This is a genomic window from Chloroflexota bacterium, assembly GCA_018825785.1.
Classification (GTDB): domain Bacteria; phylum Chloroflexota; class Dehalococcoidia; order JACVQG01; family JAHKAY01; genus JAHKAY01.
Genome location: JAHKAY010000035.1, coordinates 1 through 14,851, shown reverse-complemented (window position 1 = coordinate 14,851; position 14,851 = coordinate 1). Strand labels below are relative to the sequence as shown.

The following is a 14,851-nucleotide window of genomic DNA, read 5'->3' as shown; positions in this document are numbered from 1 at the left end:
GCTTGCTACGGCCCCCGTTCAACTGCTATATGCCCCAGGGGGTCAGCTATCGGCCATACATCGGCGGGGTCATTCGTTCAGCCCTTGCTTTAAGGGCTTGCTGGCCTATGGGCGGGGAGTGCCATCTCCCCTGATAGGGTTTAGGGGCATATCCCCTCGCCCTATCCCCTTGCCCTATTCAGTTGTAAAGGTGTAGCTGTCAAAGCTACAGCTTCATTGTGAAACAAAAGGAATAATCGTTCACTAACAGAATGAACCTATATTTTCATCATGCCTTTGGAAACGCTATCTGCCAGATATGAAAACAGATATGGAAATGTTCAGGACTCGGCAGAGGGGCGGACGCTCAGAGGCAGAGGCTTCCTTTTGGGAGGGGCGCTGCCTCAGGCAGGGGTGGGAGGGGCTTGGGCGTCAGCTAGACCGCTAGCGTCTGGGCTTGAGGAGCCTGTTTTCGTATCTACCCGGCGGAGGTCTTAGCCCCGCTGTGGGGGGAGATGTCGTCTAGGGTCTTTGCCCTCGGCCTACTGAAGCTGAAACTCGGCTGCTGGCGGCCTGGAGGCCGTCTCCGGCCACGGCCCTTACGCGGCTCTCCGAGAGCCTCTTTGCCGAGGGGCGGAAGCCCCAGCGCCGCCTCAGGGAGGCCGACTGACTGAGTTCCGCCTTGATGTAGGCCAGCTCGTCGGGACTGAGGTCTCCGGCCCAACCCGGCTCAAGCAGATGCTTCCGGTAGAAGGCGAGAAGCTGAGGGTCGTGGGCATACCGCTCTTCCAGGGACATGGTGCTCAGCCGCCCCCGTAGAGGGTGGAGAAGGGGTCTCTCCAGGCGGAGTCCGGGGCGGCCATGCCTGCAGCCGTGAGGCGGTAGTACCTCCGGGGCGGACCCTGGGGATAGTGGTCCTGGAAGGCTGAGGACTCCTCCTTCCCGCTGAACTCCACCCAGCCCAGTCTGCGGAGGGTGGAGAAGTAGACTACAAAGGAGTGATAGCGGACTCCGCTGGCCTTGTATGGAGACCGTGCCACGTACATCTTTGCCAGCTCCTCGATGTTGTCGGGGCTTATGGCGCGCTTCTCGTGGCGCGCCAGCCGCTCTTCCCTCCTCGCGGCCCTGTCCATTGCAGTGGCCCTGATGAGGGCCATCTTGTAGTGGTAGCAGATCTCAGCCTGTGGAGCGCCCACGGCTGGGTCTATGATCGGTGAGCCCTCGGGGCCGTGGCCCAGCAGGAACTCGCTGATGAACCAGCCGCAGCGGAAAGCCCGCAGAAAGCCGCCCCTGGCTGGCTTCAGGGGCAGGACCACCGTTGGTGCCTCCTATTCACCTAAGGGCTCCTCACCTACCGGCTTGCCCCAGAGCTTGTCATACCACTGCCTGTGCTCCTCGCCAGCCACCTTCCTGTATCTGGCGGTCGTGTTGAAGCTGACATGACCCAGATGTTCCTGCAGCAGCCTAAGGCCGTCTCCAGAGTCATCAACCTTCATGGCGTGCACGGCGAAGGCATCCCGCAACCTATGCGGACTCACTCCCCTCTTTCTGCCGGAGTCCGGATTGAGCAGTGCGCCCAATCCCGCCCGGCGGGCGCACTCCGAGACCACCCGCCATGCCTGGCCACGGCCGATACCGAAGAGGAGTTGTCTGCCATCCTTCGTGACGGGGCCGCCCCGCTGTATGTAGTCCTGGAGCATATCCAGCGTTTCTCGGTCGACGGGCAGGGTTCTGACCCGGCGATGCTCCCTTTCCTCAGCGACCATCTTCTCCACCTTCGACCCGCACTTGGGACAGAAGCTGTGGCTCCTGCCAAGCCTGGTCTCGCACTGAGGGCAAGAGAGCCGCATACGTGTCTTCAGGTGCTGGATAGTGACCGTTCCGCTGACTAGGTCAACGTCTTCTACCGCGATACGCAGGGCCTCAGTCACGCGGGATCCCAGGTGAGACAACAGCCTAATCAACAACCGGTCCCGGAGGTTGTTGGCGGCATCCTCCAGAGACTTCACCTCGTCAGGCTCAAGGTAGCTCTTCACGCGGTAGTTGCGTCTCCGGCTGTCGACTTGCGCGTCTTGAGTTCACGGCCGGAGCGGGGCGTTGGCCCGCCGTCCAGGTCGGAAGGAAAGCCGTGTCTGAGAGAATGTCCCCCCGAGGCCGGCTCATCAACGGTCGGAGCGGGCCCCTTGTTTGCCGCACTGGCCAGCATCTCGGTGAGGGCCGCCCTCGGGATCACCAGACGGCGACCGAACCTAAGGCACGGAAGTTCGCCAAGACGGGCAAGTTCGTAGGCGAGTCCGCGTCCGATCCCCAAGAGCCGGGCAGCTTCGGGAACCGTAACAGTGAGGCGCTCCTCGGTGCCCATCTTGTTTGTCCCCCGTTCAGGAAGTCTAGGCCTCATTTCAGCTCCACCCTTGTCCCCTTTACCCTTCCACAGGGCACCCCCGCTGCCGAGAGACAGCCGATGTCCAGTCCCGGTTGGGTACTTGATTTAACATACAACCTATGATATAGTGGTCTACAGCACAGGGGCAAGTGGATAAAGATATGACTGGCGTTGTTGTAAGATAGGCATATAAGCAGTATTTACCGCTCTCATATATGCTGGAAAGGAGTCGGACAAAATGCCTGGACGGAGAGCATCGGACGGAGCATCCGATGTGAAGAGGGAGCTCAAGAAGAAGTGGCTGGAGGAGCACCTAGACGAGGTGCAGAAGGTAGGAAGGGACTGGCTCGGCCAGCTTTATTCCGGCGACCCCTTCTTCCCATTCACACGCGCTGAGGACTGGGAAGAGCCGTACCAGCCCTCAATCGAGGGCGATGCTGACCAGAATCACATGCTGCGGCGACACATTCGCTCCCGCACCCTGTGGGGATATCATGCGAAGTGGCAGCAGCTCGTTCGCGAGTTCACGGCACTGAGGAAGCAGATACTGCAGGAGGCAAAGCAGCTTGGGAAAGGCAAAGGAGAGTACTGGATCTTGACGGCCCTGTGGCAGGCTTTTGAGCGCGCGAAGAACCCGCCTAAGTCTGAGGATGAGGAAAGACTCTGGCAGGCCAGAATCTCACCGCTCTACCGGCGCGATTCCCCTCCCGGCACCGGCGTGATGTTTGGCGCCTTCGCGACCGAAGAGAGCGGCGAGTTAGAAGCAGTGAGAAGGCCACACCTGGAGATGATCAGGAAGCTCGCTGATTTGGACAATATGAAGGAGGCACTGCGAGTCCTGTCAGAGATTCGGGATCTGGAAGGCAAGATGTCAGGCATCACTAGCCATATCCTGAAAGCACACGATATTCTGTACACTTGTCGGTATTGTCGGCACTTGTGGAGATAGGTGAGGGGGAAAGATGAAAGGGTGTATTGTCCAGAGGAGCAAGGGGACCTGGCGTCTGCTATTTGACGCGGGCCGTGACCCGCAGACGGGGAGACGCCGCCAGAGGTCTGTCACAGTCCGGGGGACAAAGAAGGACGCCGAGAGGAAACTGAGGGAGCTCTTGCACTCCCTGGAGACGGGAAGCTATGTCAAACCTGCCAGAGTCACCCTGGGACAATACCTGCGCCAATGGCTGAAAGGGCAGACCAATCTCAGGCCCTCCACGTTGGCGGGGTACACGAGCAAAGTTGAACGTCACCTTATCCCGGAGTTGGGCCAACTTCCATTGACTGAGCTTCGCCCCCAGCACCTCCAGGCGTTCTATCAGAAGACGTTAGAGACAGGGCGGATACAGGGCGGCAGGCTCAGCTCGTCCACGGTGAACCAATGTCATAGGATACTCGGCAAGGCCCTTGCTGACGCTGTGCGCCTCGAGCTGGTGAGCCGGAATGTGGCCCTGGCTGCTACGCCCCCGCGTCCCGGCCGTCACGAAATGAGGTTCATGAATCAGGCGGAGACTTTGCGCTTTCTGGAGACAGCCCGAGGGACAGACTATTACCCGCTCTTCTACACGCTGCTATTCAGCGGCTTGCGCAGGAGCGAGGCGTTGGGGCTCAGATGGCGCGATCTTGACTTAACTCTGGGGCATCTGTCCGTTGCCCAGGCCATGCACACCTTGAAGGGCGGCGAGATAGCCTTCTGTGAACCCAAGACGGCGAAGGGTAGGCGTTTGGTATCCCTTCCCCCCTCCCTGGCCATCCTACTGCGCCAGCACCGGGAGAACCACGAAGCGGTAAGGGCCGCATTGGGAACGACACTCGGGGATGATGACCTGGTATTCGCCTGGCCCGATGGCCGCCCCATGCTCCCCGATACCGTGTCTCACGCCTGGGAGAAGGTAGCGCAGAAGGCGGGCCTTGAAGGCGTTCGGATGCACGATGCCCGGCATACCCACGCCTCCCTAATGTTGGCCCAGGGCGTTCACCCCAAAATAGTCTCGGAGCGTCTGGGCCATGCCACAATAGCTATAACCCTAGACACCTATTCCCATGTCACCCCCGGCCTCCAGGAGGCGGCGGCCAGGGCTTTTGAAGAGGGGCTGGGTCTGCCAGGCGGGACATCCAGGGCCCTCCCCGAGGGCCTCAGGCAGGGTGCCCCGAGGTAGGCACCAGAGAAGAATGTTGCCAAAATGTTGCCAAGGAAACCCTGTTTAGATAGTGGCTGGGGTCAGATTTGAACTGACGACCAAGGGCTTATGAGTCCCCTGCTCTACCACTGAGCTACCCAGCCCCGCCTTTTTATACCATCCCCCGCCTGGCCCTGTCAACGAAAGCTAAGGGCTGACGACGGGCAAGAGCCTGGAAACGCGGTTGTTCTGCCTATCCATTGACACCCCCCGTCAGGCCTGATATGTTTCTGCCATGTCAAGAAGGCAATTCGCGGTAGGCCTCCTTGCCCTATCAGCCGTGAGTTTCCTGCTGCTACTTGGCCTGAGTGCTGCTCATGCTTCTGAGCGGCTTTTCGCACCAATCTTCGTGGTGGCGGTCATCACGTTGCTTGGTGGCCTTGTGGCTCTCCGCTCAGGAAGTTAGGGCTAGGCAGCCCCAGTCAGACTTCTGGGGAAGGGGGGACATCTGAGTGGGATTGTTTGATGATGACAAACCGAAGAGGAAACGGAAGGCAATCCCAAAGCCTCTCAAGGAAGCCACGTGGAAGAAGTATTTCGGCCCGGAAGCCGAGGGACGTTGCTATGTATGCAAAACGGCCATCACCGTATTTAATTTTGATGCAGGTCATAACAAAGCCTCTGTGAAAGGTGGAAAAGACAAGTTAGAAAATCTGCGGCCAATCTGCCACCAATGCAACCTCGCGATGGGCACAATGTCAATCGAGACCTACAAAGCGAAACACTACGGTAGGGGGAAGACCAAGCGGACAAAAGCACAGGCATCCTCCGTGGACATTGTGGGGAAGGTGCAGAGTTACCTTCTGAAGCAGGGATTCCAGCTACCTTCTAAGAAGTATGCGTTTGATGTCCTTGGGAAGAAGGAAGGAGGATTATTCGGCACGGACAAATATCTGGCGGTTGATGAAATGGAGACGGTCACTGAAAAGGGAATCGCGGCCTTCATGAAGAAGATAGGCCAGTTCAACAAGACAATTTCAGCAGGGTCCCTGATTGACACGCCAATTGTTGAGGGTCTTGTTGCCCACACAGGAATACTACCGGAGGGCTCCAAAGCTCTCGTCAAGGGGTTCAAGCCAGCCATAACGTTCAAGAAGTTCTAGCTCATCTGTGCCTGGCCACAGGGGGACTAGGCCCTCGGCAATCCAGAGCTCTTGGGCTTCCTGGTATGCCCTGGCCTCAAGCCTTGGGGGGCGTGGAGGAGAGGGTCCCCCCTGTGGCCCAGTTCTCCCTGGGGACGTCCTCAAAGATGACGGTGGTGGCCTCGGGGGTGGTGCGGGCGATTTTGACGATGGCCTCGGTGATGGCCCGGGCCAGCTCCGCCTTCTGGGCCGCGGTGCGACCGGAATGCATGGATACCCTCACTATGGGCATGGAATACCTCCTAACAGCGTGATGAAGAACCCTTTCGACCATCCCCCTACCCCCTTCCTGGCCAGGAAGGGGGTAGAAATCATTTCTGGGGGACACCCCCAGACCCCTGCCAAAGGGGCTTCGCCCCTCTGGACACCCCTTTCACAGCAGCCTGCCAAGCACTACTGCTCGTATTTTGGGTAGGAGCCGAAGACCTTGAAGAGGATGGTCCTGGCCTTGATGTTGGCCAGGGCCTGGGCCACCGGAGGGTCCTCCCGGTGCCCCTCCAGGTCCACCAGGAAGAAGTAGCGGCCAAAGCTCTCCTTGAGGGGGCGGGACTCAATCTTGGCCAGGTTTATCTGGCGGGAGGCAAACTCCTCCATGACCCCCTTGAGTTGGCCGGGGCGGTCTTCAGCAAAGGAGAAGCAGAGAGAGGTCTTGTCCCGGCCGGTGGGGGGATGGTCGTGGAGGGCCAGGACCACAAAGCGGGTGATGTTGGGCTTGTAGTCCTGGATGCCCTGGGCCAGGATTTGGGCACCCCAGAGCTGGGCGGCCCGGCGGGTGCCGATGGCAGCGGAGGGGGCGGAGTCCTTCATCATCTCCTCCACGGCAGCGGCAGTGGAGAGGGCGGCCACGGCCTGGGCCTTGGGGAAGCACCTCTCCAGAAAGCGGCGGCACTGGGCCAGGGCCTGGGGATGGGAGAAGATGGTCCTTATCTCGTGGGAGTTGGTCCCCGGCTTCGCCAGGAGGTAATGCTCTATGGGCAGGATGAGTTCCCGGTGGATGAGGACCCGGGACTCGTAGATAAGGATGTCCAGGGTATCATTGACCGAGCCCTCAATGCTATTCTCAATGGGCACCACCCCTTCATCGGCCATCCCCGTATCCACTGCGGCGGCTACAGCGGGGATGCTGGGGAAGGGGACAAGCTCGGCCTGGGGGCTATGGAGGAGGGCCGCCTCCTCGGTGAAGGTGCCCTGGGGCCCCAGAAAGGCTACCTTCCTGGCCATCCTCACCCCGCAGTCTCCGTCAGCACCAGCTTCAGGGCCTCCTCCAGCTCCGGCAGGGTCACCGCCACCACCTGATCCCCGGCCTGGAGGACGGTCTCCGGGGTGGGGATCTGGGGCCTCTGCTGACGGCGGATGAGGAGGGAAAGGGTAGTGCCGGAGGGAAGGGGCAGGTCCTTCACTTTCCTGCCCACCGCCGCCGATTTGGGGGGTATCCTCACCTCCACGATCTCCATCTGGGCGTCAGTAAGGGTGAGGAGATGTATGAGGGGATGGGTGGGGACCTCATGTTCAATGTGCTCCATGATGAGCATGGTGGAACTCACCACACAGTCAACGCCCAGTCTCCGGAAGATGGGCACCAGCTTGGGATTGGCCACCCGGGCCACGGTCCGCTTCACCTCAAAGCGGTGCCTGGCCACCTGGCAGGAGACCAGGTTGTCCTCGTCATGGTCGGTAACGGCGACAAGCATATCGGCCCGCCCCGCCCCCGCCGTCTCCAGGGTGGCCACCTCACAGCCATCCCCCCGCAGGGTGATGCTCCCCAGCTCCTCGCTGATACGCTCGCACCTCTGGGCGTCCTTCTCAATGACCAGGACCTCGTGCCCCTCTGAGAGGAGGCTCCGGGCCAGGTGATAGCCAATATTGCCGCCACCTACCACCACGATGTACATATTCAACCCGCCAGCCTTTTCCTGAAGGTCTCGGCTATTATGGTAGTGGGGCCGATGGCCTCCAGCCCCAGGGCCTCGTAGAGGTCCCGGCGCAGGGGGTCATAGATGCGGCACAGGACCCTGGGGACCTGAAAGAGGTGTTTGGCTATCTGCGCAGCCAGGATATTCCGGTTGTCCCCCTGGGTGAGGGCCACAAAGGCATCGGCCTTCTCGATTCCCGCCTTTCTCAGGGCTTCCTCGTCGGTGCCATCCCCCAGGAGGGCGGTGCCACCAAAGGTGGGAAGGAGGCGGCGGAAGCTGTAGGCATCCACATCCAGAACGGTCACCTTATGCCCCTGGGCATCCAGCGAGGAGGCCAGCCGGGCCCCCACCCGGCCACAGCCCATGATGAGTACATTCATCCTATCCCCCCCCGGGCTCCCTGAGCACCATCACCCGGCAGGGGGCGTTCTTGAGGACATAGGGCACAACCCTCCCCAGGTCAAACTCGCCAAAGCGCCTCTTATAGGGTATGCCCATGACTATCAGGTCCATCTCCCTCTCCACCGCCTCGTCCACAATAGCCGGGCCCACGTCCCGGGACTGGAGGAGGTCCACCTCCACCTCATAGTCCGCCTCCGTGGCCAGTTCCTCTGCCTTGTTCAGCACCTCGTTCCCCTTTTTCGTCTCCCCGGCCAAAGACACATCCAGGGGCAGGCCCCGGCCCACCTCCACTACATATATTACCAGAACCTTGGCCTTGTTTTTCCTGGCGAGGGATATGGCCAGGTCCAGGGCGTCCTCATCCACCGTGGTGCCCCCCACCGGGACCAGGATTTTATGAAACTCCACTACCTCTCCTCCAGGGTCGGTGGGGCCTTGGTGAGAGAAAGGCGTGCCCCCCAGCGGTAGAGGGAATAGAGGAGCAGTCCTCCCAGAATCCAGAGGGTGCCCACCCAGCGGCTGTAGGGCTGCATTATGACAACGACTATCCATACACCCACGGTGCCCAGGAGACCCAGCAGGGCGGTCCAGGGGAGCTCCCAGCCCTTTATCTTCAGGTTGGGCCAGAGCCTGAAGGGGCGGTGATGACGGGGGTGACGCACCCGCAGGGCAATGACAGAGGCGTGGGCCAGGGCGAAGGAGAGCATGGAGCCGAAGGCGTAGAGGCCACCCATCTTCACAAAAATATCGGCCTGCCTCATCCCCTGGGCCAGGATGAGGATGGCCACCAGCCCAAAGACCAGGATGGAGATGTAGGGGGTCTTGAAGCCGTGGTGGATACGGCTGAAGATGGGGGGGAGCTGGCGGTGCTGTCCCATGGAGAAGGCCACCCGGGAGATGCCCAGGAGCCCCGCATTGGTGGCGACAAGCAGGATGGTGGCCGCCAACAGGGCCACCAGGGGGCGCAAGAGGTTGCGGAATACCTCCAGGAGCCAGTGGATGATGATTACCTGGGCCGGCTCCCGGGCCACGCTCAGAGCTATCTCCTCGGAGTGGATGGCCTCCCTCAGCCCATCGGCAATCCCCGCCACCGGGTCCCTGGCCCACTCCCCCGCCAGTTGGTCGGGGGTCATCACCGAAAGCCCCACCAGGGAGATGCCGGCGAATAGGACCAGCACCGTGACCACCATAAGGATGAGGGCCGCGGGCACCCTCCTCTCGGGGCGACGGGTCTCCTCCGCCATTTGGGAGACGGACTCTATTCCAGTGAAGGCGATGGTGGCGATGGCAATGCCAAAGACCAGCTTGGAAGGGGAGGGCCAGAAGTCCAGGATACGCCCCTTTAGCAGGGGCCAGTCAAAGAGCAGGACAAACCCTACTACCACAATGGCTATCTGAGTGAGGATGTCCAGCAAAGACAGGGCCACATTCAGGAAGGAGGACTCCTTTATCCCCACGATGTTGATGAGGACAAGAAAGAAGACAATGCCCATGGCGATGGCCGGGCCCAGGAGGAGGGACTCTTTGAGGGGGGCCCAGAAGTAACCCAGATATGGGGGGATGGCAAAGGCCGAGATAGCGATGGTCACGATGTAGCCGAAGATAAGGGACCACCCCGCCAGGAAGCCGAAGAGGTCGTTGAAGGCATGGCGGGCGAAGCTGGCCGAGCCCCCGGCCTCGGGGAACATGGCCGTGCCCTCGGCATAGGTGAGAGCGGTGAATATGAAGAATATCCCTGCCACCCCCAGGGCGACGGGGGTGGCCCCCAGGGCCCACAGGGCCACCAGGCCCAGGGCATAGTAGATAGAAGAGCCCACGTTGCCGTAGCCAACGCTGTAGAGGGAAGGGATGCCCAGGACCCGCCTCAGGTGAGAGGCCCGGCCCCGGTGGAGCCTCACCACCCTGTCCCCCGGCCGGCGATGCCCCAGTCTATCGCTCTCTCTGTTCTTATTCACCCACTGGCAGTAGAATTTAGTCCTTGTGGCCCAGGCTGTCAACAGGGCGACTTGTCACCAGCAATGGACAGGTTATAGAATAGGGTTAGTCTAAAAGGAGGCTGGGATGGAAAGAGGGACCTGGCGGGTAAAGTGCGGCCTCGCCCAGATGCTGAAGGGCGGGGTGATTATGGATGTGGTGAACTCGGAGCAGGCCCAAATTGCCGAGGAGGCGGGGGCCTGCGCCGTCATGGCCCTGGAGCGGGTCCCCGCCGATATCCGGGCCGCCGGTGGGGTGGCCCGCATGGCCGACCCCACCATTATTGAGGCCATCATGAAGGCGGTGACTGTCCCCGTTATGGCCAAGTGCCGCATCGGCCACTTCGTGGAGGCCCAGGTCCTGGAGGCCCTGGGGGTGGACTTCGTGGACGAGTCGGAGGTCCTCACCCCCGCAGATGAAGCCCATCATGTCTGGAAGCACGAATTCAAGATTCCCTTTGTCTGCGGCTGCCGGGACCTGGGGGAGGCCCTGAGGCGCATAGCCGAGGGGGCCGCCATGGTCCGCACCAAGGGGGAGGCGGGGACGGGAAATGTGGTGGAGGCAGTAAGACATATGAGAGCCGTCCAGGACGGCATCCGCCGCCTGGTGAACATGCCCGAGGACGAGCTTATGGCCGAGGCCAAGGCCCTGGGGGCCCCCCTGGAGATGGTGGTGGAGGTGAAGAAGCTGGGCGGCCTGCCGGTGGTGAACTTCGCCGCAGGTGGCCTGGCCACCCCCGCCGATGCCGCCCTGATGATGCATCTCGGGGCCGATGGGGTCTTCGTGGGCTCGGGCATCTTCAAGTCCAGCGACCCCCTCGCCCGGGCCAGGGCCATCGTCCGGGCCGTGACCCACTATCGGGACCCCCAGGTCGTGGCCGAGGTTTCCAAGGGGCTGGGCCAGGCTATGCCCGGCCTGGACATCCGCACTATCCCCAAGGACTCCCTCCTGGCCCCCAGAGGGTGGTAGTGGCCAAGAAGATAGGCGTACTGGCCCTCCAGGGGGACTTCCAGGAGCACCTCCAGGTCTTGGAGCGCCTCAAGGCCGAAGGCCGGGAGGTGAGGCTGCCGCGGGAGCTGGAGGGCCTGGACGCTATCATCATTCCCGGGGGGGAGAGCACCACCATCAGCCGGCTTATGGCCGACTTTGCCCTCCTGGAGCCGCTGAGGAAGCTGGTGGGGGAGGGATTGCCCCTCCTGGGCACCTGTGCCGGCCTTATCCTTATGGCCAGGAAGGCCACCGACCTGGCCCTGGAGACCCTGAGGGTGCTGGATATTGAGGTCAAGAGGAACGCCTTTGGCCGGCAGGTGGACAGCTTTGAGACGGAGCTTGCCATCCCTGCCCTGGGAGATGCCCCCTTCCCCGCAGTGTTTATCCGGGCACCCATTATCGAAAGGCTGGGGCCGGGGGTGGAGGCCCTGGCCCGCCTTCCCGAGGGGTGGCCGGTAGTCATAAGGCAGAAGAACCTCCTGGCCTGCGCCTTCCACCCGGAGCTCTCCAGGGACCTCCGCCTGCACGCCTACTTCTTGAGTATGCTGTCCCAGTAATGTTTACCGTCTGCTCCCTGAGTCTGAAGGAGGCCTTTCTCTTACTGGGGCGAAACCTCCCCAACCAGGCCAGGACCAGGGACAACCTTCAGCGGAGACCACCCATGGCCTGCTTCGCCGGACCCCTGGGGGGGAGGTGGCACACCTGGGTAGGGCTGGATGAGGGAAGGTTCCGGGGCCTCCTCTCCGTCCGCCCCCGCACCGGGCCCCGGGCATGGGAAGTTGCCTACCTGTCCATTCCGCCCGAGGAGGAGGCCCTGCCCCTGCTCCAGGAGCCGGGGCTCGTCCTGGCGGAAAGGGGTGCCGAGAGGCTTTTTCTCCGCCTCCCTGCCGATAGCCACCTCCTGGACCTGGCCCGCCGGGTCTCTTTCCTCCCCTATGGTGAGGAGGACCTATTCCTGGCCCCCACCCCTCTGCCCTCCCCTCCCCCCCTCCCCCTCCGGCCCCGCTCCACCCACGACGACCAGCAGCTCTTCCAGCTCTACAGCCTGCTGGTCCCCCCCCAGATTAGGCAGGCGGAGGGCATGAGCCTCCAGGAGTGGCGGGAGAGCCAGGAGAGGTGGGAAACAGAAATGGTCTGGGAAAAGGAGAGGAGGGCCCAGGGCTGGCTCCGTCTGGAGATGACAGGGGGAAGGGGCTCCGTGGAAGTCCTGGCCACCCCTGAGGGCCTGGAGGGGTTGCTGGGCTACGCCCTGAGAAGGCTGAGGGGCTGTGGCCCTTTTCTCTGCTTTGCCTTCCCCTTCCAGGAGGAGCTGGAGAGGCTTCTCGTGGCCTATGGCTTCCGCAAGGTAGGGGAGAACACCCTGCTGGTGAAAGAGCTGGTCGCCAGGGCCCGCCAACCCGCCTTCATTCCCGCCCGTGCCTGAGATGAAGCAGCCCATGCCTGAGATGAAGCAGATTGTTGACGACCTGGATGCCTTCCTGGCCGCCCTGCCGCAGCGAATCAGGCAGCCCCTGGCCCAGGACGCCGAACTCCACGACCTCCTGGAGGTCGTCATGGACCTGGGCCGCCCCCCCGAGGCCCGCTTCCCCCACCGGGAGGTCGTCCTCTCACCCGGGGAGGTGACCGAGGAGGATATAGGATTCGTAACCTCCCGGATAAGCCCTTTCAGCGGGGACAACCGGGCAGGGATTGAGCGGACATTGCACCGCATCTCCGCCGTCCGCAACCGCCAGGGCAAGGTTGTAGGCCTGACCCTGAGAGTAGGGCGGGCGGTCTTCGGCACCATCAGGATAATCGGCGACCTCATTCAGACAGGCAAGAGCCTCCTCCTTCTGGGGAGGCCGGGGGTGGGCAAGACCACCATGCTCCGGGAGGTGGCCCGGGTCCTGGCAGATGACTTCAAGAAGCGGGTGGTGATTGTGGACACCTCCAACGAGATAGCTGGGGACGGGGATATCCCCCACCCCGCCATAGGCCACGCCCGCCGCATGCAGGTCCCCTCCCCCACCCTCCAGCACGCCGTGATGATAGAGGCGGTGGAAAACCACATGCCCGAGGTAATAGTCATTGACGAGATAGGCACCGAGCTGGAGGCACAGGCTGCCCGCACCATCGCCGAAAGGGGGGTGCAACTGGTGGCCACCGCCCACGGCAATACCCTGGAGAACCTCATCCTCAACCCAGTCCTCGCCGACCTGGTGGGGGGCATCGAGTCGGTTACCCTGGGGGACGAGGAGGCCCGGAGGCGGGGGACCCAGAAGTCCATCCTGGAACGCAAGGCCCCCCCCACCTTTGACATCGTGGTGGAAATCCAGGACCGGGACCGGGTGGCCGTCCACCCCACTGTGGGGGAGGCAGTGGACGCCATCCTCCGGGGGAGAAAGGTCTCCCCCGAGGCACGCTACATAGATGAGAAGGGGGAGATGAGGCGGGAGCAGGCCCCTGTCTCCCACCCCACCCCCGGCCCCTTGCCCACAGGGGGGAAGGAAAAGCCCCTGCGCCTTCTGCCCTACGGGATAAGCCGTTCCCGGCTGGAACAGGCAATAAGGGAAGGGCGGTCCCCGGTGAGCCTGGAGGGGGACCTGGAAAGGGCAGACCTCCTGGTCACCTCCAAGGCCCACTACAGGAGAAAACCCCCTGTCATGAAGGAGGCGGAGGAGAAGGGCCTTCCCATCTATGTCCTCAAGTCCAACACCACCTACCAGATGCGCCAGTTCCTCTCCGCCATCAGCGCCGCCGAGGTGGGCCCGGTGGAAAGGGCCCTCAAGGAGGCCGAGGAGGCGGCCCAGAAGGTGCTGGGCGGGGAGAGGGAGGTAGAGCTCTCCCCCCAGTCCTCCTATATCCGGCGGCTCCAGCACCAGCTGGCCGAGCGCTATGGCCTGGCCTCCTCCTCCTCCGGCCAGGAGCCCCTGCGCCGGGTCCACATCTTCCAGGGAGCAGCCTGAGTTACTGCCTTGAATGGGGCTACGCATGCTTGAGGCTTCGCTGATTCAGGTGTACCCTGGGCAACGGAGTATGGAGCGCAGGTGTCTCCAGTGAAGGCTTTAATAGTTTACGACTCACTTCATGGAAACACAGAGAAAATCGCCAGGGCTATTGCCGCAAGTCTTGCCCCATCCGGTGATGTTAAAGTGCTCCGTGCCGGTGAGGCAAATATCTCGGCATTGGAATCTATCGACTTCCTCATCGTCGGTTCTCCGACCCAGGGAGGCAGGCCGACGCTAGCGATTCAGGACTTCCTCAACAGAATCTCGGAGCCTGCTGTTAGAGGTATCAGTGTAGCGGCGTTCGATACCCGAATCTCGACGAGATGGGTCGGAATCTTTGGCTATGCCGCAGGAAAAATCGCTGGCAGTCTGAAAACAAAGAGTGGTACCCTCATCCTGCCTCCAGAAGGCTTCTTCGTCAAAGGCACAGAAGGTCCGCTGAAAGAGGGAGAGCTGGAGCGGGCTGCCAGTTGGGCTAAAGGAATTGCTAAATAGTTTGGCTTCAATGTGCTAACATTGTAGTTAAGGAGGGACGACTATGGTGCAACCCGGAACCGCCTATCCCGTAAGCCTGTCCATCGACTACCCAGACAGAGAGCTAAACAGGCTGACCACATTCTTCAGGCTTATCACTGCCATCCCGATTCTTGTCATCTGGGGCCTGCTCATCGGGACTTCAGCCGGCCAGGACGGCGGAGATAGCGTGCGCTACCAGTATGCCGCCGGCGGAGTGGTATTCTTTCCCATCATCCTGATGCTTCTCTTCCGGCAGAAGTATCCCCGGTGGTGGTTCGACTGGAACCTGGCGCTGAGCCGGTTCAGCATGAGGGTCTCCGCCTACCTGGCGCTGATGAGAGATGAGTACCCTTCCACCGATGAAGAGCAGGCGGTCCATCTCGATTTAGCT

At 61.8% G+C, this 14,851-nt stretch carries 19 protein-coding genes and 1 tRNA gene; 9 read left to right on the top strand and 11 right to left on the bottom strand.

The window, feature by feature from the left end:
• Window positions 1-501: 501 nt before the first annotated feature.
• From KJ624_05090 to KJ624_05075, 4 genes are read right to left on the bottom strand one after another with little or no spacing between them, the layout of a single operon-like run.
• Entirely contained in the window at window positions 502-777 is a 276-nt protein-coding gene (locus KJ624_05090; GenBank protein ID MBU2009197.1) for a hypothetical protein, read from the bottom strand.
• Window positions 778-782: 5 nt separating this feature from the next.
• Entirely contained in the window at window positions 783-1,295 is a 513-nt protein-coding gene (locus KJ624_05085; protein ID MBU2009196.1) for a PadR family transcriptional regulator, read from the bottom strand.
• Window positions 1,296-1,307: 12 nt separating this feature from the next.
• A complete protein-coding gene (locus KJ624_05080; protein MBU2009195.1) occupies window positions 1,308-2,015 on the bottom strand; it encodes a tyrosine-type recombinase/integrase in 708 nt (235 codons plus the stop codon).
• The gene (locus tag KJ624_05075) at window positions 2,012-2,341 is read right to left on the bottom strand and encodes a helix-turn-helix domain-containing protein (protein ID MBU2009194.1); all 330 of its coding nucleotides are present in this window, start codon (window positions 2,339-2,341) and stop codon (window positions 2,012-2,014) included. Before KJ624_05075 ends, KJ624_05080 begins: the two co-directional genes overlap by 4 nt.
• Before the next feature lie 295 nt (window positions 2,342-2,636).
• On the opposite strand from KJ624_05075, the gene KJ624_05070 reads away from it, so the two are divergent.
• Complete coding sequence (locus tag KJ624_05070; GenBank protein ID MBU2009193.1) at window positions 2,637-3,311, top strand: hypothetical protein; 675 nt, start codon at window positions 2,637-2,639, stop codon at window positions 3,309-3,311.
• A gap of 13 nt (window positions 3,312-3,324) precedes the next feature.
• The gene (locus KJ624_05065; GenBank protein MBU2009192.1) at window positions 3,325-4,515 is read left to right on the top strand and encodes a site-specific integrase; all 1,191 of its coding nucleotides are present in this window, start codon (window positions 3,325-3,327) and stop codon (window positions 4,513-4,515) included.
• A gap of 53 nt (window positions 4,516-4,568) precedes the next feature.
• On the opposite strand, the gene KJ624_05060 is transcribed toward KJ624_05065, so the two are convergent.
• Window positions 4,569-4,640, bottom strand: a tRNA-Met gene (locus tag KJ624_05060).
• A 354-nt stretch (window positions 4,641-4,994) separates the two neighbouring features.
• Here KJ624_05060 and KJ624_05055 point away from each other — a divergent pair.
• A complete protein-coding gene (locus KJ624_05055) occupies window positions 4,995-5,639 on the top strand; it encodes an HNH endonuclease (GenBank protein MBU2009191.1) in 645 nt (214 codons plus the stop codon).
• A gap of 76 nt (window positions 5,640-5,715) precedes the next feature.
• Here the strand turns inward: KJ624_05055 and KJ624_05050 are convergent, their stop codons facing one another.
• The 6 genes from KJ624_05050 to KJ624_05025 all read right to left on the bottom strand — a co-directional run bounded on the left by KJ624_05050 (window position 5,716) and on the right by KJ624_05025 (window position 9,948).
• Complete coding sequence (locus tag KJ624_05050) at window positions 5,716-5,910, bottom strand: tautomerase family protein (protein MBU2009190.1); 195 nt, start codon at window positions 5,908-5,910, stop codon at window positions 5,716-5,718.
• 161 nt (window positions 5,911-6,071) lie between these two features.
• Window positions 6,072-6,899: a prephenate dehydratase gene (gene pheA, locus KJ624_05045; protein ID MBU2009189.1), complete on the bottom strand. Its 828-nt coding sequence runs from the start codon at window positions 6,897-6,899 to the stop codon at window positions 6,072-6,074.
• 2 nt (window positions 6,900-6,901) lie between these two features.
• Window positions 6,902-7,570, bottom strand: a complete 669-nt coding sequence (locus KJ624_05040; GenBank protein ID MBU2009188.1) for a TrkA family potassium uptake protein — start codon at window positions 7,568-7,570, stop codon at window positions 6,902-6,904.
• Between the two features lie 2 nt (window positions 7,571-7,572).
• Window positions 7,573-7,971, bottom strand: a complete 399-nt coding sequence (locus KJ624_05035) for a TrkA family potassium uptake protein (GenBank protein MBU2009187.1) — start codon at window positions 7,969-7,971, stop codon at window positions 7,573-7,575.
• A 1-nt stretch (window position 7,972) separates the two neighbouring features.
• Window positions 7,973-8,401 carry a universal stress protein gene (locus tag KJ624_05030; GenBank protein MBU2009186.1) on the bottom strand — a complete coding sequence of 143 codons (429 nt, stop codon included), beginning with the start codon at window positions 8,399-8,401 and terminating at the stop codon, window positions 7,973-7,975.
• Complete coding sequence (locus KJ624_05025) at window positions 8,401-9,948, bottom strand: APC family permease (protein ID MBU2009185.1); 1,548 nt, start codon at window positions 9,946-9,948, stop codon at window positions 8,401-8,403. The genes KJ624_05030 and KJ624_05025 overlap by 1 nt, the downstream gene beginning before the upstream one ends.
• Window positions 9,949-10,054: 106 nt before the next feature.
• On the opposite strand from KJ624_05025, the gene pdxS reads away from it, so the two are divergent.
• The 6 genes from pdxS to KJ624_04995 all read left to right on the top strand — a co-directional run.
• Complete coding sequence (gene pdxS, locus KJ624_05020) at window positions 10,055-10,936, top strand: pyridoxal 5'-phosphate synthase lyase subunit PdxS (GenBank protein MBU2009184.1); 882 nt, start codon at window positions 10,055-10,057, stop codon at window positions 10,934-10,936.
• On the top strand, window positions 10,930-11,514 hold the full coding sequence (gene pdxT / locus KJ624_05015; protein MBU2009183.1) for a pyridoxal 5'-phosphate synthase glutaminase subunit PdxT: 585 nt from the start codon (window positions 10,930-10,932) through the stop codon (window positions 11,512-11,514). The genes pdxS and pdxT overlap by 7 nt, the downstream gene beginning before the upstream one ends.
• Window positions 11,514-12,380, top strand: coding sequence for a hypothetical protein (locus KJ624_05010; GenBank protein MBU2009182.1), 867 nt, complete (start codon window positions 11,514-11,516; stop codon window positions 12,378-12,380). Before pdxT ends, KJ624_05010 begins: the two co-directional genes overlap by 1 nt.
• A 13-nt stretch (window positions 12,381-12,393) precedes the next feature.
• Window positions 12,394-13,902 carry an AAA family ATPase gene (locus KJ624_05005; GenBank protein MBU2009181.1) on the top strand — a complete coding sequence of 503 codons (1,509 nt, stop codon included), beginning with the start codon at window positions 12,394-12,396 and terminating at the stop codon, window positions 13,900-13,902.
• A 90-nt stretch (window positions 13,903-13,992) separates the two neighbouring features.
• Window positions 13,993-14,439, top strand: coding sequence for a flavodoxin family protein (locus tag KJ624_05000; protein ID MBU2009180.1), 447 nt, complete (start codon window positions 13,993-13,995; stop codon window positions 14,437-14,439).
• Between the two features lie 43 nt (window positions 14,440-14,482).
• Window positions 14,483-14,851: DUF4389 domain-containing protein (locus KJ624_04995; protein ID MBU2009179.1), on the top strand; the 369-nt coding region annotated here is incomplete at its 3' end.